Consider the following 26202-nt stretch of genomic DNA (forward strand, 5'->3'; position numbering starts at 1 on the left):
TTATTTCCTTCTTTGGTACTGGGTTGATCCAAATAACTGCTCTCTAGCTTTATCGTCATGCAATGGTTTGCGTAATGCGGTTAGCACTTCGCAGCCACGAATTACTGCAGGGCGCTTACCAACCAATTCAAACCAACGCTTGAAATGAGGGTAGTCGTTCATCTCAATTCCTTGATTCTTCCAATTCCGAGTCCATGGATAAATCGCCATGTCAGCAATGGAGTAGGTTTTGCCTGCAATATAAAGATTATCTTTCAGTTGGGCATCGAGCACCCCGTAGAGGCGCTTCGCTTCATTGGTGTAGCGGTTGATCGCATACTCAATTTTCTCGGGGGCATAGAGGCGAAAGTGATGGTTTTGCCCAAGCATGGGGCCTAAGCCACCCATTTGGAACATCAACCACTGCAAAACTTCATATTTTGCGCGGGTAGTCTTGGGTAAAAACTTGCCAGTTTTGGCGGCCAGGTAAAGCAAGATAGCACCAGATTCAAAGACATGGATAGGTTTGCCATCTGGACCATTGGGATCAGTAATAGCCGGAATCTTATTGTTTGGGCTAATCCTCAGAAACTCTGGCTTAAATTGATCGCCTGCACCAATATCAATTGGATGGGCCAACCAATCTTTTCCTAATCGATAGCCACATTCTTCGAGCATGATGTGAACTTTGTGACCATTGGGGGTAGGCCAACTATAAACATCAATGATGTCTTTATTCTTTTTCGATGCCATGATTTTTCTGAGTTCCTATAGAGACTGTAAGCGTTGTAATGCGGTAGATAAAGTTTGCTCTTGTTTAGCAAAGCAAAAGCGAATGACTCCAGATTCAGTTGCTTGTTCATAAAACGCGGAGACCGGAATGGCAGCAACGCCGATTTCAGTGGTGAGCCATTTGCAAAAATCAGCCTCATTGAGTTTCGCTTCTGGAATGCCTAATGCGGTGTAATCCACGCATTGAAAATAGGTTCCAGGCGTTGGCAACAATTTGAACTGAGTTTTGCTTAGACCATTCCTAAAAAAATCCCGCTTGGCTTGATAAAAGGCGGGTAGATTTAAATAGTGCGAGGCATCGGATAGGTAAGAAGCCAGCCCATACTGCACAGGTGTATTCACAGTAAATACATTGAACTGATGTACCTTACGAAACTCTGCCGTCAGCGAGGCAGGGGCCGCAACATAGCCAATTTTCCAGCCGGTGACATGATAGGTTTTACCAAAGCTAGATATTACGAAGCTTCTGGCGGCTAGCTCAGGGTGGGAGGCGACGCTATGGTGCGTGGCGCCGTCATAAACCATATGCTCGTAGACCTCATCACTAAGGATCAAGGTGGAAGTATTTCTGACTAATTGCGCCAAGCGATCTAGGTCTGATTTCTGCCACACCATACCAGTGGGATTGTGCGGCGTATTGAAGATGAGTAGACGTGTTTTGGCGTGCACCGCTTTAGCTAATGCATCCCATGGAATATTGTAGGAGGTAACTTGACCTTCTTCATTACGTACCGCATTCAAAGAAACGGCAATTACCTTGCCACCAGCCAATTCAATCGAGGGCCTGTAACTATCGTAAGCCGGTTCAATAATCACAACTTCATCGCCAGGGCTTACGCAAGACAAAATGGTTGTCAAAATACCTTGGGTGCCACCAGCGGTAATCGTGATCTCTGATTCAGGATCGTAGTGATGACCGTATAAATGTTTCATTTTCTCTGCGATGCCATTGCGCAGATTGGCAATACCAATCATGGGAGGGTATTGATTGTGGTCCGCTAACATGGCCTCATTCACTTGTGTAATGAGATTGCGATCGCAAGCGAAGTCTGGAAAGCCTTGACCCAAATTAATCGCTTGATGTTTATTAGCAAGTGCGGACATCACGGTAAAAACCGTCGTGCCAACATGCGGTAGACGACTTGGAAAAGTCGGGGTAGCGAAGGTTTCAGGTGAACTCATAAAAAAGGGCTAAAGGTCTCTAAAAGGCCTTTTAGGCAGATCATTCGGGTAGTCGCTAGAATGGTAAAAATACATAAACAAATTGTGCCATGCTGATCGTACTTTCTCCTGCTAAATCCTTGGATTACAAGACTCCCGTGAAGGTCAAGGAGCCCACTTTGCCTGAGTTTGTCTCAGAGTCAGCCAAGTTGATCACGGATCTTAAAAAGCTTGCCCCTCAGGATGTTGCTAAGTTGATGGGTTTATCTGATCAGTTGGCGGTTCTAAACGTAGGCCGCTATCGCGACTGGTCTAAAAAGTTCACTGAAGAAAACAGCAAACCCGCTATTTATGCTTTTGATGGGGATGTCTACGATGGTTTTGATGTCAAAACCTTAAATGCAAAGGCTGTGAGCTTTGCGCAAGACCACATTCGTATCTTGTCAGGCCTGTATGGTGCTTTAAGGCCCCTCGATTTAATGCAGGCCTATCGCCTAGAGATGGGTACCGCCTTCAAGAATGCCCGCGGTAAAGATCTTTATGCGTTTTGGGGTAGCAGGGTGACGCAGTCTTTGAAAAAGGTGCTGGATCAGCAAAAAAAGCCTTTCCTGCTGAACTTGGCCTCCGAGGAGTATTTCAAGGTACTACAGGCAAAAGACTTGGGTTGCCCGGTGATTTCTCCTGTTTTTCAGGATGCCAAGGATGGTAAATACAAAATTATCTCTTTTTATGCCAAGCGCGCACGGGGTCTGATGGCGCGGTATGTCGTTGAAAATCGTCTTACCAATCCCGATGACTTAAAGGGGTTTAATTTAGATGGATATCGATACTATGCGGCAGAATCGAAGCCCGATAAACCCCTCTTTAGGCGAGCAGAGAAAAAATAATGGCTGTACATCGCACTAAATCATCACAACGCAGTTCACCGGAGGTCGAGAAGCTGGTGGCCGATGCGATTTCTTTGGCAGCCTCGGGAAGTCAGATTGAGGACCGGTTTTGGGAAGAGCGCTTGAATATCCGCTTAATGCGTTTATTAAAAAGCCAAAATCAAAACGTAATCGATGCGGCGTTGGATCAAACCTTTCGCATTAACACGGTTGCGTTTGAGGTCTTGGCGGATACCGCAGAAACACTGGCAGAATCACTCAAGATAGAGCATGAAGGTCAAGCCTGGGATGTGTTGCTCATTGCCATGCCGATCGTTGCGCATACCCGTTATCAAATCCCTTCAGGTCCTTTGCCAGCGGGTATGATTGAATCCACAGCTGCCGCCTTACAAAGCGCTATTGCAGCTACTGATACGCGCCTTGCAATTGTTCCTTGGCTCTACAGCATTGATCAAATGCCGCACTCCCATTGTCAAACCCGTGTTTTGACCGAAGCTTTGGCTACAGCTGCTATTTCTACGGCAGATGTGAAGCTGGAGTTGCGCGATATGTCCGAGACAATTGCAGTATTGGCTGATCCTCGATTCATCATTGCCGCTTTAAGTGCGCCGAGTGGCTCTCCGATTTTTAAGTGGCAGGAAGAATCACCCGCTCGCCAAGAGCGTGGAGTGAGTTTGATTGGTTGGCAAAATGCAATGCAAGAACCGATTGCTACTTTATTACCAGGTTGTGAATTTGAGCTGCTTTTGCCAGAAGCTTATTTCACGAACTGTCGTTTGGCTGATAAGCATGTACGCCCTTTAAGTATTCGTGCAGCTGTGAATTTTCTTGAGAGTACGCTGGGTATATTGCCTGCGGGACTATCTTGTGTCGTTGGTGCTTTTGGGGAAGAGCAGGCTGATGAGTACCGCATCTCATTTAGTGCCAAAGGCTCGAGTGAGGTGATGTATGGGGTTATTTGGCCACTATACGATCGCGAAAGTGTTTCCAGTGATGCACTCAATGATTTATCTGACGACGAAAGCCCAATCAAAAAGATCTGTGATGCTTTGCATGATGCTGGCGTTGAGGATGTATTCCGTCATGCGATGCTCTTTGATCCAGAGTTATGTGATGATTGTGGCGCACCTTTATTCCCGGACCGCTCAGGGGAGGCGGTGCATGCAGAGATGCCTGAAGACACGCCAACTCAGCAACCTTTATTTCACTGAGCAGAACATAAAAAAAGCCGAGAAATTCTCGGCTTTTTTGTTGCAACATGTTCAGAAATTAGTTCTGCACAAACGGCTCCGCACCAGCAAAAAGGTGAGGTAATTTACCGGCTTTCATTTCTGCTGTTTGGCAGAAATCAGCAAGTCTTACCCCAGCTTTGATGTTAAAGAGCATCGCTTTGTTACCCAGCACAACGAGGTCGTGACCGCTGTTCATGTTTTTGTAACGCAAGCTACCAGGCAAGGAAGTCTGGCGATCTAAATCATAGGTTCTAGATTCCCAAGTTAAGCGAACTTTCTCGGTAGTGCCAGAGGTCTTGAACTGTTTACTATCGCTGCAGGTCCAAGTAAATACTTCTTCATCCGCACTTGCGCTTGTAACGCCTGATAGGCATGCAAGTGCAAGAGAGATAGTGAGAAGGGTTTTCTTCATGTGCAATTTTTCCTTGAGGGGATTAAGGGAGCAAATGCTTTACGCCAGCTTGCTCTTCGAGCAATTCATTCAAGGTGTGAGTCATGCGCTCGCGAGAGAACTCGTCGATCTCCAAACCTTCAACCATTTTGTACTCGCCGTTTTCGCAAACTACTGGGAAGCCATAGATAACTTCTGCAGGGATGCCGTATTCGCCTTTAGAAGGAATACCCATGGTGACCCATTTGCCATTCGTTCCAAGAACCCAATCATGAATGTGATCGATAGCTGCGTTCGCTGCTGAAGCTGCTGAAGACAGGCCGCGCGCATCAATGATCGCTGCACCACGCTTACCAACGGTTGGAATAAATACATCTTTGTTCCACGCTGCATCATTGATTTCATCTTTCACAGACTTGCCATCAACGGTAGCAAAGCGATAGTCAGGATACATAGTTGGGCTGTGGTTACCCCAAACAACCAACTTCTCGATACCAGCAACGGGTTTGTTTAACTTAGTAGCCAATTGTGAGAGCGCGCGATTGTGGTCAAGACGTAACATCGCTGTAAAGTTTTTCGCAGGAATATCTGGTGCGGACTTCATGGCGATGTAAGCATTGGTATTTGCTGGGTTACCAACTACCAATACCTTGACTGTCTTCTTAGCAACCGCATTCAATGCTTTACCTTGAGCAGTGAAGATTTGTGCATTTGCGGAGAGCAAGTCTTTGCGTTCCATGCCAGGACCACGTGGACGTGCGCCGACCAAAAGGGCAACATCGATGTCTTTAAATGCGGTCAATGGGTCAGAGTGTGCTGTAACACCAGCCAACAATGGGAATGCACAGTCTTCGAGTTCCATGATCACGCCGCCGAGTGCTTTTTGAGCTTTTTCGTCCGGAATTTCAAGCAATTGCAAGATAACGGGCTGATCTTTGCCCAAAAGGTCGCCATTGGCGATACGGAAAAGAAGGGAATATCCGATTTGACCGGCTGCACCGGTTACGGCGACACGCATTGGGGCTTTTGCCATTGCTGATAACTCCAGAGGAAGGTTAGTAGGTTAAATAAAGAAAACTTTTCTATTATCCATTCAAGTGTATGGACTTTCGCTTTACACTGTCAATGATGTCTTATATAAGACTAGAATTACCCTGAATTTTATCGAATTGATTTCTTGATGGAGTGAATTTGTCAGAAGTGAACTTGCCTATTGCCTCATTTAGCCCTCTGTATGAACAGATTAAGGCGATGATTTTGGCTAGCCTGCAGGCCTCAGAATGGCTTCCGGGAGAGGCTATTCCCAGTGAAATGGAGTTGGCAGCACGTTATGCGGTGAGTCAGGGCACGGTTCGCAAGGCGATTGACGAGCTTGCATCCCAAAATCTATTGGTCCGCCGGCAGGGTAAAGGCACTTTTGTGGCAACCCATCAAGAAGATGACTGGCAGTACCGTTTTTTACGCCTAGCCCCCGATTCCGGGGAGAAATTTCATCTGACCACCCAATTTTTAAGCTGCGAAAAGACCAAGGCTAAGGCCTACGTCGCTGATTTGCTTAAATTAAAGGCAGGTGACCCCATTATTCACATTGACCGCGTTCAGAGCTTTGCGGGCAAACCCATTGTTTATGAAGAGATTTTTCTGCCGGGAGTGCGTTTTAAAGGCTTAGACTTAGAGGCCTTACATGCCTGGCACGGTCCGGTATATGCCTTCTACGAGAGCCAGTACGCGACGCACATGGTGAGGGCAGAAGAAAAGATTAAGGCTGTTGCTGCTGATGAGGTCTTGGCCAAGCATTTGCATTTAGCCCTAGGTGCGCCATTGCTCTCAGTAGAGCGGGTGGCATTTACCTACGGGAATAAACCAGTAGAAATTCGTCACGCAAGGTATGACACTACTGAACAGCACTACGAAAACAAGTTGAACTGATTTATCCGTTAAAACCCCTATTTAACCCTTATAAACACGTAAAAATCCCCACCACCCCTAAGGTTTCCAATAGAATATGTTGCGACACAACAAAGTCATACTGAACCTCCACCTAACGATAGAGATTGCCCATGGTTGATGCACAGCAAAACGTAAAAAAAGATAGACCGGTTTATCGAAACATTGGTCTTGCCCAGTTGGTGAAATACCGCCTTCCTTGGGCCGGTAAAGTTTCCATTCTTCACCGTATTAGTGGGGCAGTATTGTTCCTCTTGTTACCTTTCATTTTGTATCTCTTTGATCAGAGTCTTGCCTCTGAGTTGAGCTACCAACAGTTTCAGGCTTTCACTGGCAATGTATTGGTCAAGATTATTTGTCTTGGTTTGATCTGGTGTTTCTTACACCACTTCTGTGCTGGTATCCGCTACCTCTTGCTTGATTTAGAAATCGGCGTAGAAAAGTCAGAGTCCAATCGTTCAGCCATCGTTGTATTGGTTGTTGGAATCGCCCTGACTGCAGTAGTGGGTCTTAAATTATTCGGCTTGTACTAAGCGCTTCACACTTAAGGAAATTTCATGCCTATTTATCAAATTGGACCAAAGCGCTTAGTAGTAGGCGCTCATTACGGCCTCAAAGAGTGGATCATTCAGCGTATTACCGCGATTGTGATGGTGGTATTTACCGTTGTTCTGTTGGTTGACTACTGCATCACTGGTAGCGCTACCTACGAGGGCTGGTCTGGCCTCTTTAGCAACCAGTTGATGAAGCTCTTGACCTTATTGGCCTTGTTTAGCCTGTTCTATCACGCCTGGATTGGCGTGCGTGACATCTGGATGGATTACATCAAGCCCGTCAGTATTCGTTTAACACTGCAAGTGTTGACTGTTCTGTATCTCGTAGCCTGTGCGGCCTATGCCGTACAAATTTTGTGGAAAGTGTAATTCGATGACTGCAATTCAAAAATCATTGCCACGCCGCCGTTTTGATGCGGTGATTGTTGGTGCGGGTGGTTCAGGTATGCGCGCTTCGTTGCAATTAGCGGAAGCTGGCTTGAACGTTGCTGTATTAACTAAAGTATTCCCAACACGTTCACACACAGTTGCTGCGCAGGGTGGTATCGGCGCCTCATTGGGCAATATGAGTGAAGACAATTGGCACTATCACTTTTACGACACCATCAAAGGATCTGACTGGTTAGGTGACCAGGACGTGATCGAATTTATGTGTCGTGAAGCTCCAAAAGTAGTTTATGAGTTAGAGCACTTTGGTATGCCGTTTGACCGCAACCCAGATGGCACGATTTATCAGCGTCCATTCGGTGGTCACACTGCAAACTATGGTGAAAAGCCAGTACAACGTGCTTGTGCTGCAGCTGACCGTACCGGTCACGCAATGTTGCACACACTGTATCAACGTAACGTGCGTGCGAAAACCAACTTCTTCGTGGAGTGGTTGGCGCTGGACTTGATTCGTGATGATGAGGGCGATGTAGTTGGTGTGACTGCCCTTGAAATGGAAACTGGCCAGGTTTACATCTTGGAAGCCAAGATTGTGATGTTAGCTACTGGTGGTGCAGGCCGTATTTGGGATGCATCTACTAACGCATTTATTAATACCGGCGACGGCATGGGCTTAGCTGCTCGTGCAGGCATTCCATTAGAAGATATGGAGTTCTGGCAATTCCACCCAACTGGCGTAGCTGGTGCGGGCGTATTGTTGACAGAAGGTTGCCGTGGTGAAGGCGGTATTCTGCGTAATAAAGATGGTGAGCGTTTCATGGAACGTTATGCACCAACATTAAAAGATTTGGCTCCACGCGATTTCGTATCACGCTCTATGGACCAAGAAATTAAAGAAGGGCGCGGTTGTGGTCCTAATGGTGACTATGTGGTGCTTGATTTGACCCACATTGGCGCCGACACCATCATGAAGCGCTTGCCTTCTGTCTATGAGATTGGTATTAACTTTGCAAACGTTGACGTTACCAAAGAGCCAATTCCAGTAGTGCCAACGATTCACTATCAGATGGGCGGTATTCCAACCAACATCAATGGTCAAGTTGTGGTGCCAGGTAATGGCAAGCACAACGAAGTGATCAATGGCTTGTACGCTATCGGTGAGTGCTCATGCGTTTCTGTACACGGTGCAAACCGCCTCGGTACAAACTCGTTGCTCGATCTCTTGGTATTTGGTCGTGCAGCAGGCAACCACATTGTTGGCTTGAATTTGAAGAATCGTGAATTTAAGAAATTACCTGCCAATGCTGGCCAACAAACCTTAGAGCGCATTGCCAAGTTGGATAACTCCACTTCTGGTGAGTACGCGCAAGACGTTGCAAATGACATTCGTAAAACGATGCAGAAATACGCTGGCGTATTCCGCAATCAAGAGTTGATGGACGAAGGTGTTCGTCAAATGGCGAAATTGACTGAGCGTGCGAAGAATCTCTGGGTTAAAGACAAGTCTGAAATTTTCAATACAGCACGTATTGAAGCTTTGGAAGTGGCTAACTTGGTTGAGACTGCAAATGCAACCATGATTTCTGCGGCAGCTCGTAAAGAAAGTCGCGGTGCTCACTCTCATGATGATCACCCACATCGTGATGATGACAACTGGATGAAGCACACGCTTTGGTACAGCGAAGGTAATCGCTTGGACTACAAGCCAGTCCAATTGAAGCCATTAACTGTTGATTCAGTTCCTCCAAAAGAACGTACTTTCTAAGCAAGAGAGATAGAAGATGAGTGATATCCGTATATTCGAAATTTACCGCTACGATCCAGATGTCGATGCAGCTCCACGCATGCAGCGCTATGAGTTAGAACTCACTGGTGAGCGTATGTTGTTGGACGCGTTGATTTCTTTGAAGAAGCAGGACGAAACCATTTCTTACCGTCGCTCATGCCGTGAAGGCGTGTGCGGTTCAGACGCGATGAACATCAACGGTAAAAACGGTTTGGCCTGTTTGACCAATATGTTGACTTTGCCTAAGGTCATCACATTGCGCCCATTGCCTGGCTTGCCAGTTGTGCGTGATTTGATTGTCGACATGACATTGTTCTTCAAACAGTATTTGTCTATCAAGCCTTACTTGGTAAATGACAATCCACCACCAGAAAAAGAGCGTTTACAAAGCCCTGAAGAGCGTGAAGAGTTGAACGGTCTTTATGAGTGCATCTTGTGCGCCTCTTGCTCAACTTCTTGCCCATCTTTCTGGTGGAACCCAGATAAGTTCGTGGGACCTGCTGGTTTGTTGCAAGCCTATCGCTTTATTGCTGATAGCCGTGATGAAGAAACCGCGCAGCGCTTGGATAACTTAGAGGATCCATACCGCTTGTTCCGTTGCCACACCATCATGAATTGCGTGGATGTATGTCCTAAGCATTTGAATCCGACCAAGGCAATTGGAAAGATCAAGGAGTTGATGGTTCGCAGGGCAGTATGACCCTCGGAAACGCAGAGTTATATCGTTTAAAGAGTGATGCTCGCAGGGGCTTACTAGAGAACGATTTAATTCTGCAACGTTTCTTTGAGCGTTACGGCACTCAACTAAGCGTGGAAGATGGAAAAGTATTGAGCCAGTTGCTTGCGCTTGACGATAACGATTTAATGGATTTGTTAATCGGTCGGAAAGACGAAGTGGCTGGTCATGAAAAGGAGATGCAGTCTGACTCCTTTAAAGCGGTTTTACAAAAGCTGAGAGAGAAGTAAGTAAAAATCAGCCTTTTGGTGCAGTGGTTGCGTAAGCGTGTGATCGAATAGTGTATTAATCATAATTTTGAATGACTAAGGATTAGAAATGATTGAATCGGACATCAAAGCAAAACTCTCGTTTTCGGATGGCACCCCAGATATTGATCTGCCAATTTACAAAGGGACAGTAGGTCCAGATGTAATCGACATTCGTAAGCTCTATGGCCAGACGGGTAAGTTCACTTACGATTCAGGTTTCCTTTCTACTGCGTCATGCAATAGCAAAATCACTTATATCGATGGCGATAAGGGCGAGCTCCTCTATCGTGGCTATCCGATTGAAGATTTGGCCGCGAACTGTGACTTCTTAGAAGTTTGCTACCTCTTGATCAACGGTGAGTTGCCAAATGCTACTCAGAAGAAAGAGTTTGATGAAATGGTGATGCACCACACCATGGTTCATGAGCAGATGCAATTCTTCTTGCGTGGCTTCCGTCGCGATGCGCATCCAATGGCCGTGTTAACTGGTTTAGTAGGCGGCATGGCTGCTTTCTATCACGATCAAATTAACTATAGCGATCCTAAAGCGCGTGAAGTCGCTCAAATTCGCTTGATTGCAAAGATGCCTACCTTGGTTGCAATGGCTTATAAGTATTCTGTTGGCCAGCCATTTATCTACCCAGATAATTCTTTGTCCTACACTGCTAACTTTATGCGCATGATGTTTGCAACACCATGTGAAGAGTACAAGGTCAATCCAGTATTGGTTCGTGCTTTAGATCGCATCTTCATCTTGCATGCTGACCATGAGCAAAACGCTTCGACATCTACTGTGCGTTTGTGCGGTTCTTCAGGCACAAACCCATTTGCAGCAATCTCTGCTGGTATTGCTTGCCTCTGGGGCCCAGCGCACGGCGGTGCAAACGAAGCTTGCTTGCAGATGCTCAATGAGATTCAAGCTCAAGGTGGCGTTGATAAGATTCATGAGTTCATTGCCCAAGTAAAAGATAAGAACTCTAGCGTTCGCTTGATGGGCTTTGGCCACCGTGTTTATAAAAACTTTGACCCACGCGCTAAATTGATGCGTGAGACATGCTACGAAGTGTTAAATGAGCTTGGTCTGCAAGATGATCCATTGTTCAAATTGGCAATGACACTTGAGAAGATTGCATTGGAAGATGATTACTTCGTCAGTCGTAAACTCTATCCAAACGTTGACTTCTACTCAGGTATCGTTCAGCGCGCACTTGGCATTCCAACAGAAATGTTTACTTGTATTTTTGCTTTGGCAAGAACAGTAGGCTGGATTGCTCAGTGGGAAGAAATGATTACTGATCCTGAATACAAGATTGGTCGTCCGCGTCAGTTGTATGTTGGTGAAACTTCACGCAAGGTTCCTAACATTACCGTTCGTAAATAAGGGTTTTAAGGTCACTCATGTCTCGTACGCTTTATGACAAATTGTGGGATGACCACGTTGTTTACTCTGAAGAGGATGGCACAGCCACGATCTATATTGACCGTCAGTTGTTGCATGAGGTCACAAGCCCTCAAGCATTTGAAGGTTTAAATATCGCTGGCCGTCCTGTTTGGCGCATCTCCGCCAATCTGGCCGTCTCTGATCACAACGTTCCAACGACTGATCGCTCCCAGGGTATTGCTGATCCAATATCAAAGTTGCAAGTCGATACCTTGGATCAAAACTGTGATGCCTTTGGTATTACGCAATACAAAATGAACGATACCCGCCAAGGGATTGTTCACGTCATTGGGCCAGAGCAGGGTGCAACCTTGCCAGGTATGACCGTTGTTTGTGGTGACTCTCACACTAGTACGCATGGCGCTTTTGGCGCTTTGGCGTTTGGTATTGGCACCTCCGAGGTAGAGCACGTGCTCGCCACCCAAACTTTGCTCATGAAAAAGAGCAAGAATATGTTGGTGCGCGTAGACGGACGTTTGCAGCCAGGTTCCACTGCCAAAGATATTGTCTTGGCGGTGATCGGCAAGATTGGCACAGCGGGTGGTACGGGATATACCATTGAGTTTGCAGGCGAAGCGATTCGCAATTTGTCGATGGAAGGTCGTATGACCATCTGTAATATGGCTATTGAGGCGGGTGCGCGCTCTGGCTTAGTTGCAGTAGATGAAACCACAATTGAATACATCCAAGGCCGTCCATATGCTCCAAAGGGCCCAGCGCTCTTGCAGGCATTGCAGTACTGGAGAACCTTGCATTCAGATGCCGATGCTCAGTTTGATGCGGTAGTGGAATTACGTGCTGAAGAGATTGCTCCACAAGTGACTTGGGGTACCTCTCCTGAAATGGTTCTGGCGATCAGCGATCGCGTTCCTGATCCAGAAAAAGAGCGTGACCCCAATAAACGCGCAGCAATTGAGCGCGCATTGGAATACATGAATCTCAATCCAAATACACCATTGAGTAGCATTGCGGTTGATAAAGTATTCATTGGCTCTTGCACCAATAGTCGTATTGAAGATATGCGTGCTGCCGCCAAAGTGGTTGATCGTTTGGGCAAGAAAGTTGCCTCCAATGTGAAATTAGCGCTAGTAGTTCCTGGTTCAGGCTTAGTAAAAGCCCAGGCAGAGCGCGAAGGTCTGGATCGCATCTTTAAAGCTGCCGGTTTTGAATGGCGTGAGCCAGGTTGCTCGATGTGTTTAGCAATGAATGCTGATCGCTTAGAGCCAGGCGAGCGTTGCGCTTCTACATCCAATCGTAATTTTGAGGGTCGTCAGGGTAATGGCGGCCGTACTCACTTAGTAAGTCCCGCAATGGCTGCCGCTGCTGCCATTGAAGGTCACTTTGTTGATGTTCGCAAGATCTCTTAAGGGTAAGTAAGATGAAATTTTCTTCAGTATCTTTAATTGCTAAATTAACCATCGTTGGGATTGCCGGTTTGCTGATTGCGGCTTGCAGTAGCACTATGGAAGGCATGGGAAAAGATTTGCAAACCATGGGTAATGCCATGGGTGGATCTGGTGCAAACTCGACACAACAAAATCAATCACAAACTAAGGGTAAGGATGTTGTGGTTACCCCAGTGAAGTAAATAACACAGTACATTTAGAGTCAAAGTCAGAATCATGGAAAAATTTACGGTATACAAAGGTTTAGTTGCTCCGCTTAATCGCGAGAACGTAGATACCGACGCCATTATTCCGAAGCAATTTTTAAAGTCGATCAAAAAGACTGGTTTTGGCCAGAATTTATTTGATGAGTGGCGCTATTTGGATCATGGCGAGCCTGGACAAGATTGCAGCACACGCCCATTAAATCCTGACTTCGTACTCAATCAAGCACGCTATCAAGGTGCCGGCATTTTGTTGGCCCGTAAGAACTTTGGATGCGGCAGCTCCCGTGAACATGCTCCTTGGGCGCTGGATCAATTTGGCTTCCGGGCGGTCATTGCCCCGAGTTTTGCCGATATTTTTTACAATAATTGCTTCAAAAACGGTGTTTTACCTATCGTTTTGACTGAAATCCAGGTTGATCATTTGTTTAATGAAACCAACGCATTTAATGGTTACCAGTTAACAATTGACCTCGAAGCCCAGCAGGTCATTGCCCCAGATGGCACTGCTTATAGCTTTGAAGTGGCCCCTTTTAGAAAGTATTGCCTCCTCAATGGCCTAGACGATATTGGCCTAACCCTGCGCCATGCAGATAAAATTAAGGCTTACGAAGCTGAGCGCATTCTCAAGATGCCTTGGCTTGCGACTCAATTGCCGTAATTTTGTTGATTTAAAGGCCTTTCATGAAAATTGCAGTTCTCCCGGGCGATGGGATCGGCCCGGAAATCGTTGCTCAAGCCGTGCGCGTACTCCAGGCGCTGGGCCCTAAGTTTGACCTAGAAGAAGCTCCGGTTGGAGGCGCTGCTTATGATGTCGCAGGTCATCCATTGCCACCGGCAACGCTAGAGTTGGCTAAAAAAGCCGATGCGATTTTATTTGGCGCGGTAGGGGATTGGAAATACGACACCTTGGCGCGCGAACTACGTCCTGAGCAAGCCATTTTAGGTTTGCGTAAGCACTTAGAGCTATTTGCAAACTTCAGACCTGCAATCTGCTATCCAGAATTAACTGCTGCTTCTAGTTTGAAGCCAGAAATTATTGGTGGCTTAGATATTTTGATTGTGCGTGAACTGAATGGCGACATCTATTTTGGTCAGCCTCGCGGAATTCGTACTTCAGAGTTGCCATTATTCAAGGGGGCACGTGAAGGTTTCGATACGATGCATTACAGCGAGCCAGAGGTAGAGCGAATTGGCCGTGTTGCGTTTGAAGCTGCACGCAAGCGTGGCAAAAAAGTCTGCAGCGTAGATAAAGCCAACGTCTTAGAAACTTCGCAGCTTTGGCGCGAAGTGATGATTCGTGTATCCCAAGAGTATCCGGATGTTGAGTTATCCCATATGTATGTAGATAACGCGGCAATGCAGCTAGTTAAAGCGCCTAAAGCATTTGATGTGGTTGTGACAGGCAACTTATTTGGCGACATCCTATCTGATGAAGCGGCGATGTTGACGGGCTCTATTGGCATGCTGCCATCTGCTTCTTTAGATAAGAACAACAAGGGCTTGTATGAACCAAGCCATGGTTCTGCACCGGATATTGCGGGTAAAGGCATTGCTAACCCATTAGCGACTATTTTGTCAGCAGCAATGATGTTGCGTTATTCCTTGGGAATGCCTGCAGAGGCGGACCGTATTGAAAATGCAGTACAGAAAGTATTGGCACAAGGGTTGCGCACAGCCGATATCTACACTGAAGGCACAAAAAAGGTCTCCACCGTAGAAATGGGTGATGCAGTCGTTGCGGCACTTTCTTAATTCATCACACTCACTAGATAGTTGATCATCATGGCAAATACAAAAACACCTTTGGTAGGTTTAGTTGGCTGGCGCGGTATGGTTGGCAGCGTTCTGATGGAGCGCATGCTGGCTGAGAAAGATTTTGATCTAATCGAGCCAGTATTTTTTAGTACTAGCCAAGCTGGTGGCGAAGTGCCCTTACTCAATGGAAAAAAAGTCACTAAGAGTGAAAGCACATTGCAAGATGCTAATGACATCAAGGCATTGTCACGTTGCGACATTATCTTGACTTGCCAGGGTGGTGACTACACCAATGATATTTTCCCTAAGCTGCGTGCTGCAGGTTGGAGTGGTCACTGGATCGATGCCGCAAGTGCCTTGCGCATGAAAGATGATGCTGTGTTGGTACTGGACCCAGTCAATCGTGCTGTGATTGATAAGGCCTTGGCAGCTGGTGGCAAGAATTGGATTGGCGCTAACTGCACCGTGAGCTTGATGATGATGGCGATGGGCGGTTTGGTGAAGGCGGATATGGTCGAATGGATTAGCGCGATGACCTATCAGGCAGCTTCTGGTGCTGGCGCCCAAAATATGCGTGAATTACTCCTGCAAATGGGTTCATTGCGTGACAGCGTAGCAACTGAGTTGGCTGATCCTTCTTCATGGATCTTAGATATCGATCGTAAAGTAACTGAAACATTGCGTTCGGCAGATTTTCCGAAGAAGAATTTCCGCAATACCGCCTTGGCTGGTAGCTTAATTCCTTGGATTGATGTGCCAGTTGAGAATGGCCAGACTAAAGAGGAGTGGAAGGGCGGCGCAGAGTTTAATAAGATTCTCGGTCGTCCAGCATTTCGCACTCCAGGAAGCATTCCGATTGATGGTTTGTGTGTTCGCGTAGGTGCGATGCGTTGTCATTCACAGGGCCTTACTGTGAAGTTGAAAAAAGATATTCCGCTCAAGGAGATCGAAACGATTTTGGCTAATGACAACCAATGGGTAAAAGTTGTGCCGAATGATCGCGAGACTACCGAGCGTGATTTATCACCTGCGGCTGTGAGCGGAACATTGACTGTACCTATTGGACGCTTGCATAAGCTGGCGATGGGTCCTGACTATCTTGGCGCCTTTACCGTAGGCGATCAATTGTTATGGGGTGCTGCCGAGCCATTGCGTCGCATGCTCCGTATCTTGCTCGAAAACTAATCGTTTTAATGTCACGCGGCGCTCAACTTCACTTCGTCAAAGCACTTTGCTGCATTTGGCTAGGTTGGGCTTGCTCAGCTTGGGCGCTGACTTTGGGTTCACCCCAGTTGCAGTCACGTCCTGGTGAGCCGCTGCGGGTAGAGATTCCGATTCGGATTGCACCTGAAGAGCAGAGTGCACTAGAGTCCTTAAAGGTCACCTTACCAGTCAAGGGTGCCTATGAGCGCGCTGGAGCCTCACAAAAAATCATCGATCTCAATCCTCAGGCGATGGTCTACCGCAATCGCCAAGAACAGTTGATGGTCTTGGTAGAGACGGTCAATGCTGTACCGATGACTGAAGATCCATTCTTAGATGTCTTAGTCAATCTCACCTGGTCTAGCGGCAGCATTACTAAAACCTTTACCTTGCTTGTTGGCGATACACAAAAGGTCGTGGTGAAGCCTGGCCAGACTTTATCGGAAATTGCCGCGTTGATGGCACCTCAGTTAGATGGTGCAACCATAGATCAAACCATCATGGCTTTGTATAAGGCAAATCCAGATGCATTTGCGAGCGGCAGTATTAATCGCCTTGCCGCTGGTGCAGAGCTCAATAAACCAAGTCAAGCGCTCTTGCGATCGATTAGCCCAGCTGAGGCCAATCAGTTTGTTGCTCAAGCAAATGAGCAGTGGCTCTCAGAGCAAGGTGAAAAAGCGGGTGCTACAGCAGGAAAAGCAGGCAATACCAAAACCTCTGAAGTAGCTGCAAAAGACCGCTTGAAGATTGGGTCTAGTGCAGAAGGTAACGAGCAAGAACGCCAGTACGCAGAGAATCTAGTGGCCCAAGAAAAAGAACTAGACCAAGCCAAAGCGCGTGTTGCAGAGCTAGAAAAGAATATCGCTGATCTCCAGCGCTTGCTAGAAAAATCAAAAGAGAAGAAAGCCATTGATAACAACTTTGGCTTAGGTGGATTTGGTCCCGCCATCTTGGCTATTGGCTTAATTGCCTTAACAGGTCTCTTGCTTTGGGCTTTAGCTCGCAATGCACGTCGCTCAGAGGCGCCTAGCTTTGCAGTCCCAACCAAGACTGCTCATCGCGAAGCTCCTGCAACTCCATTCGAGATGCCCGAGCGAGCAAAAGCGCTGTTTGCGGGGATTGATTTAGATTTATCTAAGCCAGTGCAGACTCCGCCTCCTGCGCCTAATAAATCTGAATCAAATCCTCTAGCTGATACCCTGCGCGTAAAGTTAAATTTAGCCCGTGCATACATCACGATCGAGGATTTTTCGGCTGCTAAAAAATCACTTGAAGAAGTGCTGCGGGTGAGTAACTCGGTAGATCCGGCTATCACGATCGAAGCTCAGGGCTTGCTAGCTGAGCTCTCCCATCGTCAGGCGTAAAGGCGGGAAATGCGAATAGCGCTCGGTCTTCAATACGACGGCAGTGCTTATTCTGGGTGGCAAACTCAGGTAAATCACAACACTATTCAGGATGAACTTGAAAAAGCGATCTCGGCTTTTGTTGGTGAGCAGGCCTATGCACAATGTCCAATTCATACCATTACCGCAGGCAGAACGGATGCGGGTGTTCATGCATTGGGTCAAGTTGTTCACTTTGATACCAATGTAGAGCGTGAACCATTTTCTTGGGTGCGGGGCGTGAATTCTTTTTTACCGCCATCCATAGTGATTAATTGGGCTAAGGAAGTGCCTGAGGAATTTAGTGCACGCTTCTCCGCATTTGAGCGTACTTATATTTATGCATTGCAGGTGGGCCCATGCCGTTCTCCAATGGCGCATGCTCGTGCCGGCTATCTAATGTTGCCGCCCAATCAAGCGCTCGATATTGAGGCGATGAAGATCGCATCCCGATGTTTAATTGGTGAAAATGATTTCAGCTCATTTAGATCATCAGAGTGTCAAAGCAAAACTCCTGTAAAAACCATCTACTCCATTGACTTGATTGGTGGGCATCCTTGGATGTATTTCCGGATTCGGGGAAATGCTTTTTTACATCACATGATTCGTAATCTCGTTGGCTGTTTTTTGCAGATAGGTCAGGGCAGACAACAGCCAGAGTGGATGGCGGAAGTTTTGGCTGCCAAAAATCGACAAATTGCTGCTCCAACCTTTATGCCCGATGGTCTCTATTTGGCTAAGATTGCCTATCCAGAGGAATTCGCTATCCCAGCCCCTTGGCTTGAGAACTCTTGGTTGCCCAACGGGGTGATTGGTAAATAGGCCTCAGGAGGCCTTATCATTCATTTATGGGCTTACTCACATACTCTCCGGGGCGTACCCGGGTCAAAATTTGCGGCTTAAAGACTGCAGCAGATGTGGATGCCGCTGTTGCGGCAGGGGTAGATGCGGTCGGTTTCGTCTTCTATCCGCCTAGTGTTCGGGCTGTCAGTCCCAATATCGCTGCTCAGTTGATTGCTCGTCTTCCTGCCGGCGTTGATGCCGTTGGATTGCTGGTAAATGCCACAGATGCGGAGTTTGCGGCGATTCGGGCGGCTGCTTCGATCACTTTATGGCAGTTTCATGGCGACGAGACCCCAGAACGCTGTGCTGAACTAGCCCAGGGCGAGCCCTGGATGAAGGCGGCCCGTGTCGGCGCTCAGTTCGCATTTGACGATTTTTCCCTACAATACAAGGATGCAGACGCTTTTCTGCTCGATGCCCTAGTTGAGGGTTACGGCGGTGGAGGCGTTCCTTTTGATTGGCAAGGAATTCCACAGACATGGGTAAGCGAAAACGCGCCTCGGGTCGTTTTGAGTGGTGGATTGAACACGCACAACGTGGGCGAGGCGATTGCACGCCTGCATCCTTGCGCGGTTGACGTCTCGAGTGGCGTAGAAAGCAGTAGGGGTGTTAAGGATCCTGCGCTCATGGCCCAATTTGTTCAGGCAGTGCGCGCCGCAGATGCGACATCATCATCCCAATAATTTGCTGTAGATAAATCAAAAGAGGTAGCTATGTACGACAAGCCAGATGCACGAGGACACTTCGGTCCATACGGCGGCGTGTTTGTTTCTGAGACATTGATGTATGCATTAGATGAGCTCAAAGAAGCGTATGCAAAATATCAACACGATCCAGAATTTATTGAAGAGTTTCACTACGAGTTAAAACATTTCGTAGGACGCCCATCTCCGGTTTACCACGCTAAGCGCTGGAGTGAAATGCTGGGTGGTGCGCAGATCTACCTGAAGCGTGAAGATTTAAACCACACTGGCGCACATAAGATCAACAACGTGATTGGTCAAGCAATGCTGGCTAAGCGCATGGGTAAGCCACGCATCATTGCAGAAACCGGGGCAGGGCAGCACGGCGTTGCCACAGCGACGATCTGCGCACGTTTTGGCTTAGATTGCACGGTCTATCAGGGCTCTGTAGACGTGGCCCGTCAAGCGCAAAACGTATTTCGGATGAAGTTGCTTGGCGCTAAGGTGGTACCAGTTGAATCCGGTACCAAAACCTTAAAAGATGCGCTCAATGAAGCCATGCGTGATTGGGTAACTAACGTGGATAACACGTTCTACATTATTGGTACGGTTGCGGGTCCCCATCCTTACCCAATGATGGTGCGCGATTTCCAAAGCGTCATCGGTGAAGAGTGCAAAGTGCAGATGCCAGAAATGACTGGTCGTCAACCAGACTTTGTTTTAGCTTGCGTTGGTGGCGGCTCTAATGCAATGGGAATTTTCTATCCCTATATTGATTTTCCAGAAGTTAAATTGGTTGGTGTTGAAGCAGCCGGCCATGGCCTAGGAAGTGGTTTGCATTCAGCCGCACTCTGTGTTGGTAAGCCAGGCGTCTTGCACGGCAATCGTACCTACTTATTGCAAGATGAGAATGGTCAGATTTCTGAAACCCATTCTGTTTCTGCTGGCATGGACTATCCCGGTGTTGGGCCAGAGCATGCCTGGTTAAAAGATTCTGGTCGCGCAGACTATGTGGCCATAACTGATGAAGAGGCGCTGCAAGCTTTCCACGACTGCTGCCGTATTGAAGGCATCATTCCTGCGCTCGAGTCTTCCCATGCGATTGCTTATGCTTGCAAGCTGGCAAAGACCTTGCCAAAAGATAAGACCATCTTGGTGAACCTCTCTGGCCGTGGCGATAAGGACATGCATACCGTTGCTCAAGCAACTGGATCTGAAGGTTAGAAATTAGAAACGTTTATGTCAAAAATTACCGCACTTTTTAAAGAACTAAAGGCTACTGGCAAAAAAGGGCTTATCCCTTTTATTACTGCTGGTGATCCTGATCCAAAACTCACGGTTGAACTCATGCATGCATTAGTGCGTGGTGGTTCGAGTGTGATTGAGTTAGGTGTGCCATTTTCAGATCCAATGGCCGATGGCCCTGTTATTCAAAGATCCTCAGAACGCGCATTGACTCAAGGCGTTACTTTGCATTCTTGTTTGGAAATGGTGAAAGAATTTCGTAAGCAAGATACAGCTACTCCAGTGGTCTTGATGGGTTATGCAAACCCGGTTGAGCAAATGGGTGCAGAACGTTTTGCAAGCGAAGCAAAAGCAGCTGGCGTAGATGGTGTACTCGTAGTGGATTACCCGCCTGAAGAGTGTGTGGATTTTGCAGCGCGGATGCGAGCTGCCGATATTGATCCGATTTTCTTATTGGCCCCAACTTCATCGCATGATCGTATTAAGGAGGCAGCCAAAATAGCTTCTGGTTATATCTACTACGTCTCGATGCGTGGCGTTACCGGGGCTTCACACCTCAATACTCAGGATGTGGCCAGCATCATCCCCAAAATCCGCGAGGAAACCGACATTCCAATCGCCGTAGGCTTCGGAATTAGCGATGCTGCCAGTGCCAAGGCGGTATCGGCCAGCGCAGATGCTGTCGTGATTGGTAGCCGTATTATTCGCCTTTTAGAGGATGCGCCCCCAGGGCAGGCAGTACAATCACTGGAAACCTTCATTCGTGAGATACGCGACGCATTGGATAGTTAAAACTAATGAGCTGGATAGATAAATTACTCCCTCCCCAAATTCAACATACTGATCCTGCTAATCGCAAATCGGTACCAGAAGGATTGTGGGTTAAGTGCCCCAGTTGCGAAACTGTTCTCTACAGCACCGATATCGAAGCAAACCTCTCTGTTTGTCCTAAATGTAGTCACCACATGCGCATCGGCGCACGTCAGCGATTAGATAATTTGCTAGATCCCAAAGGTCGCTTTGAAATTGGTGCTGATATCTATCCAACCGATCCACTTAAATTCAAAGACTCCAAAAAATATCCAGATCGCATTAAAGAAGCCAACGATGCTTCTGGCGAGTCTGAAGCCCTCATTGTGATGGGCGGAAAAATCGAATCAATTCCCGTGATTGCAGCCTGCTTTGAGTTTCAATACATGGGTGGTTCAATGGGCTCCGTAGTGGGTGAGCGTTTTGCCCGTGGTGTGCAAGCGGCTATTGAAAAGAAATGTGCTTTTATTTGTGTGACTGCTACTGGTGGCGCGCGTATGCAAGAGAGCTTGCTGTCTTTGTTTCAGATGGCAAAGACCAACTCTATGCTGACCTTGTTAGCTAAGAAGGGCTTGCCCTATATCAGCGTTCTGACCGATCCCACTATGGGCGGTATCTCTGCTAGTTTTGCCTTTATGGGTGATGTCGTGATGGCAGAGCCAAAGGCTTTGATTGGTTTTGCTGGCCCACGAGTGATTGAGCAAACTGTGCGCGAAAAATTGCCCGAAGGATTTCAGCGTTCTGAGTTCTTGATGCAAAAGGGCGGTATCGACATGATTGTGGATCGCCGACAAATGCGTGGCGAGATTGCGCGTTTATTGGCATTGCTGCAAAAACTGCCTGAGCCTGCAATCGCTGGCAGTGCAGCAGTTTAAGCGTTGAGCACCGCTCACCAAGCCCCCATTCTTTTTCCTAGCCTCGAGGCTTGGCTTAGCCACCTCGAAACTGCCCATCCCGTTGGTATTGATATGGGGCTAGAGCGTATCAATCGTGTGAAAGCGGCATTAGATCTCCATTTTGATTGTCCCGTCATTACGGTTGCTGGCACGAATGGCAAGGGATCGACCTGTGCCTATTTAGAGGCCATCCTGCTGGCCTCTGGTTATCGAGTAGGTTGTCATACCTCTCCACATCTTCTGACTTTTAATGAGCGTGCTCGTGTCAATGGCGAAGAGGTGAAAGATGCTCTCTTGTTAGAGCATTTTGCAGCAGTAGAAAAAGCACGAGTGAGTTTGGTGGATGCTCCTACGCTGACCTATTTTGAGTTCACCACTTTAGCAATCATGCATTTGTTTGCTAAAGCCAATTTGGATGTGGTGATCTTAGAAGTTGGTATGGGTGGCCGTTTAGATGCTGTCAATATCATTGATGCAGACTGCGCGATTGTGACGAGCATCGATATTGATCATGCAGATTTTTTAGGTGGTACGCGTGAGGCAATCGGCTTAGAAAAAGCGGGTATCTTTCGCCCGGGGCAGATTGCAGTCTGTGGTGATCCTGTGCCCCCACAAACACTGATCGACTACGCAGAAAAACTCAATTGCGATCTTTGGCTGCAAGGTCGCGACTACAACTTCCAGGGTGATAAGCAACAGTGGGGCTGGGCAGGGCGTAATAAGCGTTTTAGTGGGCTCGGTTATCCAGCGCTGCGGGGTGCCAATCAGATTCTGAATGCTTCTGCGGTGATAGCAGCGCTCATGGCTCTGCATCAGCGCCTACCAGTGAGCGCGCAGGACATTCGTAATGGCTTTGCCTTGGTTGAGCTCCCAGGGCGTTTTCAGGTGCTCCCGGGGCAGCCCACCATCGTGCTGGATGTGGCTCACAACCCCCATGCTGCTGCTACCCTAGCCCAGGGCTTAGATAAGATGGGCTACCACCCCTATACCTATGCCATTTTTGGGGCAATGGCTGATAAGGATATTGAAGGGGTAATTAAGCCCCTCCTGAGCATCGTCGACTTTTGGTTCTGTACAGATTTGCCTACCCCTCGGGCAGCCTCTGCCAAGGCCTTGGCTCAGAAGCTAGAGGCGCTGGGCGTAAAGCCTAAAAATGGGGCTGACGGGGGCATTGATATCTTCGAAAATCCTGCTGCAGCGTATCAAAAAGCGCTATCTCAGGCTGGAGAGGGTGATAGAATTGTGACCTTCGGATCCTTCTATACCGTTGCAGGCGTAATGGCTTATCGAAACAACCAGGCGCATTGATCCATGATTCGTTTACCAAGCTTTTTTAAGCGAAAAACACAGGCTGATGACCTTGAATTAGGTTCAGTAGGGGGTCGTCGTACCACCAAAAAACCCGCCCCACGAAGCTTTCAACGTGCCGCTGAGGCAGAAGAGTTAGCTCTCACCGAAGACCCGGAACAGCAAAGAGCGCGCCATCGCTTGATTGGCGCCGCAGTCTTGGTATTAATAGCGGTAATTGGCTTGCCCCGCATCTTAGATAGCAAGCCAAAATCCGCGCCAAATGATATTGCTGTGAACATTGTGACCAGTCTACCCATTCCAGGGGCTGAACCCAAACCCGAAATAAAGGCTGAGGAAAAGCCTAAAGCAGAAGCCCCAGTAGAAGCTCCAAAAGCTGTGCCTGCTCCTGAAGTGAAAGCAGAGACAAAGACAGAGTCCAAGCCGGAAACGAAGCCAGCAAGTCCTGCGCCTAGTAAGGCCTCAGGTTTAGGTTTGGCCGCAGGAGAAGAGGTTGTAGCGGCCTCTAGCGCAAAACCAGCAGCTGATGATGCTGCTAAGAGCGCCAGTGCCAATAATGCTGCTTCAAATAAGTACTACATTTTGCTGGGTGCTTACGCATCTGAAGACAATGTTAAAGGAGCAGTGACCAAGCTAAAAGGTCAAAAGATTCCTTACTCTGTTTTAAATAAGACGGGTAATGATGGTGCCAAATTATCGGTAGTGCGCGCAGGCCCATTTGCCGACAAAGATGCTGCCCAAGCAGCTGAAAAGAAAATTAAAGCGATGAGTCTTCCCACAAAACTTGTCGTCATTGGTAAGCAGTAATGGAATATTTATCCACCTTAAAGCTAACATCGGTGGATTACTTCACCCTAGTTGTGCTCTTGGTTTCTGCATTGGTGGGCATCTCACGCGGATTGTTTAAAGAAGTTCTTGCCCTAGTCTCATGGTTTGTGGCTGCGTGGGTTGCTTATCACTACAGCAACTATCTTGCGACCGAATGGCTTTCCACTTTCCATCTCGATGAGCTACTAACGCTTGGCCTTAGCTTCTTAATTCTATTTATTCTGACGCTCATTATTTGCGGCTTGTTTGGTGGTGTGGTGCAGAAAATTATTTTGTCCGCAGGCTTGAGTTTGACCGATCGCTTTTTAGGATTGGTTTTTGGTTTAGCACGCGGCGGCTTGATTGTGGTGGTGCTGGCTACCTTGGCGGCTTTAACACCAATTCCACAGAGCATGGCATGGAAAAATGCGATTACCAGACCAGCCATTGATATGGCTACTGGATTGATTAAAGGTTGGCTGCCAGCTGACTGGGCAAAGCAGTTGAGTGATGCAATGCCTAAAGTTACCCCTACCATTACTCCTAAATTAACAATAGGAATCTAGAGATATGTGCGGCGTCGTCGGAACCGTTTCCCACTCCCCAGTAAATCAACTTCTCTATGATGCCTTGTTGCTCTTGCAACATCGCGGTCAGGATGCAGCCGGTATTGCTACGATGAACGGAAACTCGTTCACCATGCATAAAGCCAACGGTTTAGTGCGAGATGTATTTCGTACACGCAATATGCGCAGCCTGGTTGGTAATGCAGGCATTGGCCAAGTGCGATATCCAACAGCAGGATCGGCTAGTAGCGAAGAAGAAGCGCAACCATTTTATGTAAGTGCACCTTACGGCATCATTTTGGCTCACAACGGAAACTTGACCAATGCGCCTAGCTTGCGTGTGGAGATGGCTTACCGTGATCGTCGCCATATCAATACCAGCTCTGATACTGAAGTTTTATTAAACGTATTGGCTGATGAGTTACAAAAAGAAACCAATAGCGCTGCCCTAGATGAGGGTGCGATGTTTAATGCGGTCACTGGTGTCACGAGTCGCGTTAAAGGCTCTTATGCAGTAGTTTCTTTGATTGCAGGCTATGGTCTTTTGGCCTTCCGTGATCCATTCGGTATTCGTCCTTTATGTATCGGTCGTATTGATACCGCACAAGGTCCCGAGTGGATGGTCGCTTCCGAGTCCGTGGCGCTTGAAGGCCTTGGTTTTACTTTTGTACGTGATGTCAATCCAGGCGAGGCCATTTACATTGATTTGGATGGTAACTTCTACGCCCGCCAATGTGTGCCCAATGCCGTATTAACACCCTGTATTTTTGAATATGTCTACATGGCAAGACCAGACTCCACCATTGATGGAGTGACTGTGTATAACGTGCGTATGCGCATGGGTGACTACCTCGCTGAGAAGATTCGCAAAGAGACCAATGTCGATGAGATTGATGTGGTCATGCCTATTCCGGATTCGAGCCGTCCTGCTGCAATGCAAGTTGCTAAAAATCTGGGCGTTGATTATCGCGAAGGCTTCTTTAAAAATCGTTACATTGGTCGCACCTTCATCATGCCTGGACAGGCTGTGCGCAAGAAGTCTGTGCGTCAGAAGCTCAATGCCATGCGCATTGAATTTAAGGATAAGACAGTCTTGATCGTAGATGACTCGATTGTGCGTGGCACGACTTCGTTTGAGATTGTGCAAATGGCCCGTGAATCTGGTGCTAAGAAAGTCATCTTTGCATCTGCAGCGCCTCCAGTTCGTTTCCCGAATGTCTATGGTATCGATATGCCAACGCGTAGTGAGTTGGTGGCTTATGGTCGCACCGATGAAGAAATCAATAAGATGATTGGTGCAGATCAGTTGATCTATCAAAGCGTAGAAGATATGAAGCAGGCAGTCAGGGATATCAACCCCAATATTCAAAACTTTGAAGCCTCTTGCTTTGATGGTAATTACATCACCGGCGACATCAATGAATCCTATTTGGATGCTCTAGAGGCGCAACGCAATTCCTCGGCGGCCAAGGCGGATCGTCAACGGGATTCCAGCGACTTTGCGCGCTCTCAGCTTCATCTGCACTTGGCTACTGAAGACTAAAAAGC

28 protein-coding genes are annotated in these 26202 nt (G+C 47.5%); 24 read left to right on the forward strand and 4 right to left on the reverse strand.

The features are described from left to right. Positions 1–708, reverse strand: coding sequence for a glutathione binding-like protein (locus tag ICN24_RS05120; protein ID WP_216222247.1), 708 nt, complete (start codon positions 706–708; stop codon positions 1–3). A gap of 39 nt (positions 709–747) precedes the next feature. After that, positions 748–1953 (reverse strand): pyridoxal phosphate-dependent aminotransferase, encoded by a 1206-nt coding sequence (locus ICN24_RS05125; RefSeq protein WP_216221824.1) that lies wholly within the window; start codon positions 1951–1953, stop codon positions 748–750. 89 nt (positions 1954–2042) lie between these two features. Here ICN24_RS05125 and yaaA point away from each other — a divergent pair, with 89 nt between their 5' ends. Then, positions 2043–2819, forward strand: a complete 777-nt coding sequence (yaaA, locus tag ICN24_RS05130) for a peroxide stress protein YaaA (protein ID WP_216221825.1) — start codon at positions 2043–2045, stop codon at positions 2817–2819. After that, entirely contained in the window at positions 2819–4030 is a 1212-nt protein-coding gene (locus ICN24_RS05135; protein WP_216221826.1) for a DUF2863 family protein, read from the forward strand. The genes yaaA and ICN24_RS05135 overlap by 1 nt, the downstream gene beginning before the upstream one ends. 58 nt (positions 4031–4088) lie before the next feature. On the opposite strand, the gene ICN24_RS05140 is transcribed toward ICN24_RS05135, so the two are convergent. Then, entirely contained in the window at positions 4089–4463 is a 375-nt protein-coding gene (locus ICN24_RS05140; protein ID WP_216221827.1) for a hypothetical protein, read from the reverse strand. A 22-nt stretch (positions 4464–4485) separates the two neighbouring features. Continuing rightward, positions 4486–5475, reverse strand: coding sequence for a malate dehydrogenase (locus ICN24_RS05145; RefSeq protein ID WP_216221829.1), 990 nt, complete (start codon positions 5473–5475; stop codon positions 4486–4488). Between the two features lie 152 nt (positions 5476–5627). Here ICN24_RS05145 and ICN24_RS05150 point away from each other — a divergent pair, with 152 nt between their 5' ends. The 22 genes from ICN24_RS05150 (at position 5628) to purF (ending at position 26197) form a co-directional block, all read left to right on the forward strand. Continuing rightward, complete coding sequence (locus ICN24_RS05150; protein WP_370623103.1) at positions 5628–6371, forward strand: GntR family transcriptional regulator; 744 nt, start codon at positions 5628–5630, stop codon at positions 6369–6371. Between the two features lie 131 nt (positions 6372–6502). Beyond that, a complete protein-coding gene (gene sdhC / locus ICN24_RS05155; RefSeq protein ID WP_216221832.1) occupies positions 6503–6922 on the forward strand; it encodes a succinate dehydrogenase, cytochrome b556 subunit in 420 nt (139 codons plus the stop codon). A 24-nt stretch (positions 6923–6946) separates the two neighbouring features. Further along, entirely contained in the window at positions 6947–7312 is a 366-nt protein-coding gene (gene sdhD / locus ICN24_RS05160) for a succinate dehydrogenase, hydrophobic membrane anchor protein (RefSeq protein ID WP_071465564.1), read from the forward strand. Positions 7313–7316: 4 nt separating this feature from the next. Beyond that, on the forward strand, positions 7317–9095 hold the full coding sequence (gene sdhA / locus ICN24_RS05165) for a succinate dehydrogenase flavoprotein subunit (protein ID WP_216221834.1): 1779 nt from the start codon (positions 7317–7319) through the stop codon (positions 9093–9095). Positions 9096–9111: 16 nt separating this feature from the next. Beyond that, positions 9112–9816 carry a succinate dehydrogenase iron-sulfur subunit gene (locus ICN24_RS05170; protein WP_076023369.1) on the forward strand — a complete coding sequence of 235 codons (705 nt, stop codon included), beginning with the start codon at positions 9112–9114 and terminating at the stop codon, positions 9814–9816. Continuing rightward, on the forward strand, positions 9813–10082 hold the full coding sequence (locus tag ICN24_RS05175; protein ID WP_216221836.1) for a succinate dehydrogenase assembly factor 2: 270 nt from the start codon (positions 9813–9815) through the stop codon (positions 10080–10082). The genes ICN24_RS05170 and ICN24_RS05175 overlap by 4 nt, the downstream gene beginning before the upstream one ends. A gap of 88 nt (positions 10083–10170) precedes the next feature. Then, on the forward strand, positions 10171–11484 hold the full coding sequence (gltA, locus tag ICN24_RS05180; protein WP_216221837.1) for a citrate synthase: 1314 nt from the start codon (positions 10171–10173) through the stop codon (positions 11482–11484). A gap of 17 nt (positions 11485–11501) precedes the next feature. Further along, positions 11502–12911, forward strand: coding sequence for a 3-isopropylmalate dehydratase large subunit (gene leuC, locus ICN24_RS05185; RefSeq protein ID WP_216221839.1), 1410 nt, complete (start codon positions 11502–11504; stop codon positions 12909–12911). Between the two features lie 11 nt (positions 12912–12922). Then, complete coding sequence (locus ICN24_RS05190) at positions 12923–13132, forward strand: hypothetical protein (protein ID WP_216221841.1); 210 nt, start codon at positions 12923–12925, stop codon at positions 13130–13132. A 34-nt stretch (positions 13133–13166) separates the two neighbouring features. Continuing rightward, positions 13167–13814, forward strand: coding sequence for a 3-isopropylmalate dehydratase small subunit (gene leuD / locus ICN24_RS05195; RefSeq protein WP_216221842.1), 648 nt, complete (start codon positions 13167–13169; stop codon positions 13812–13814). A gap of 23 nt (positions 13815–13837) precedes the next feature. Then, complete coding sequence (leuB, locus tag ICN24_RS05200) at positions 13838–14908, forward strand: 3-isopropylmalate dehydrogenase (protein WP_216221843.1); 1071 nt, start codon at positions 13838–13840, stop codon at positions 14906–14908. A gap of 30 nt (positions 14909–14938) precedes the next feature. Then, positions 14939–16096 carry an aspartate-semialdehyde dehydrogenase gene (gene asd, locus ICN24_RS05205; RefSeq protein WP_216221846.1) on the forward strand — a complete coding sequence of 386 codons (1158 nt, stop codon included), beginning with the start codon at positions 14939–14941 and terminating at the stop codon, positions 16094–16096. Between the two features lie 8 nt (positions 16097–16104). Next, a complete protein-coding gene (locus ICN24_RS05210; RefSeq protein ID WP_216221848.1) occupies positions 16105–17478 on the forward strand; it encodes a FimV/HubP family polar landmark protein in 1374 nt (457 codons plus the stop codon). 9 nt (positions 17479–17487) lie between these two features. Then, the gene (truA, locus tag ICN24_RS05215) at positions 17488–18318 is read left to right on the forward strand and encodes a tRNA pseudouridine(38-40) synthase TruA (RefSeq protein WP_216221850.1); all 831 of its coding nucleotides are present in this window, start codon (positions 17488–17490) and stop codon (positions 18316–18318) included. 26 nt (positions 18319–18344) lie between these two features. Beyond that, positions 18345–19022, forward strand: a complete 678-nt coding sequence (locus ICN24_RS05220) for a phosphoribosylanthranilate isomerase (RefSeq protein ID WP_216221852.1) — start codon at positions 18345–18347, stop codon at positions 19020–19022. Between the two features lie 30 nt (positions 19023–19052). After that, entirely contained in the window at positions 19053–20246 is a 1194-nt protein-coding gene (gene trpB / locus ICN24_RS05225) for a tryptophan synthase subunit beta (protein ID WP_216221854.1), read from the forward strand. A 15-nt stretch (positions 20247–20261) separates the two neighbouring features. Continuing rightward, positions 20262–21059 (forward strand): tryptophan synthase subunit alpha, encoded by a 798-nt coding sequence (gene trpA, locus ICN24_RS05230; protein WP_216221856.1) that lies wholly within the window; start codon positions 20262–20264, stop codon positions 21057–21059. Between the two features lie 5 nt (positions 21060–21064). Further along, positions 21065–21952, forward strand: a complete 888-nt coding sequence (gene accD / locus ICN24_RS05235; protein ID WP_216221858.1) for an acetyl-CoA carboxylase, carboxyltransferase subunit beta — start codon at positions 21065–21067, stop codon at positions 21950–21952. 3 nt (positions 21953–21955) lie between these two features. Continuing rightward, the gene (gene folC, locus ICN24_RS05240; protein ID WP_216221860.1) at positions 21956–23281 is read left to right on the forward strand and encodes a bifunctional tetrahydrofolate synthase/dihydrofolate synthase; all 1326 of its coding nucleotides are present in this window, start codon (positions 21956–21958) and stop codon (positions 23279–23281) included. Between the two features lie 3 nt (positions 23282–23284). After that, entirely contained in the window at positions 23285–24088 is an 804-nt protein-coding gene (locus ICN24_RS05245) for an SPOR domain-containing protein (protein ID WP_216221862.1), read from the forward strand. After that, positions 24088–24654, forward strand: a complete 567-nt coding sequence (locus ICN24_RS05250) for a CvpA family protein (protein WP_216221864.1) — start codon at positions 24088–24090, stop codon at positions 24652–24654. The genes ICN24_RS05245 and ICN24_RS05250 overlap by 1 nt, the downstream gene beginning before the upstream one ends. 4 nt (positions 24655–24658) lie before the next feature. Beyond that, the gene (purF, locus tag ICN24_RS05255) at positions 24659–26197 is read left to right on the forward strand and encodes an amidophosphoribosyltransferase (RefSeq protein WP_216221867.1); all 1539 of its coding nucleotides are present in this window, start codon (positions 24659–24661) and stop codon (positions 26195–26197) included. Positions 26198–26202 lie beyond the last annotated feature (5 nt).

Origin of the sequence: Polynucleobacter sp. UK-Kesae-W10 (assembly GCF_018881575.1) — a bacterium.
Lineage (GTDB): Bacteria > Pseudomonadota > Gammaproteobacteria > Burkholderiales > Burkholderiaceae > Polynucleobacter.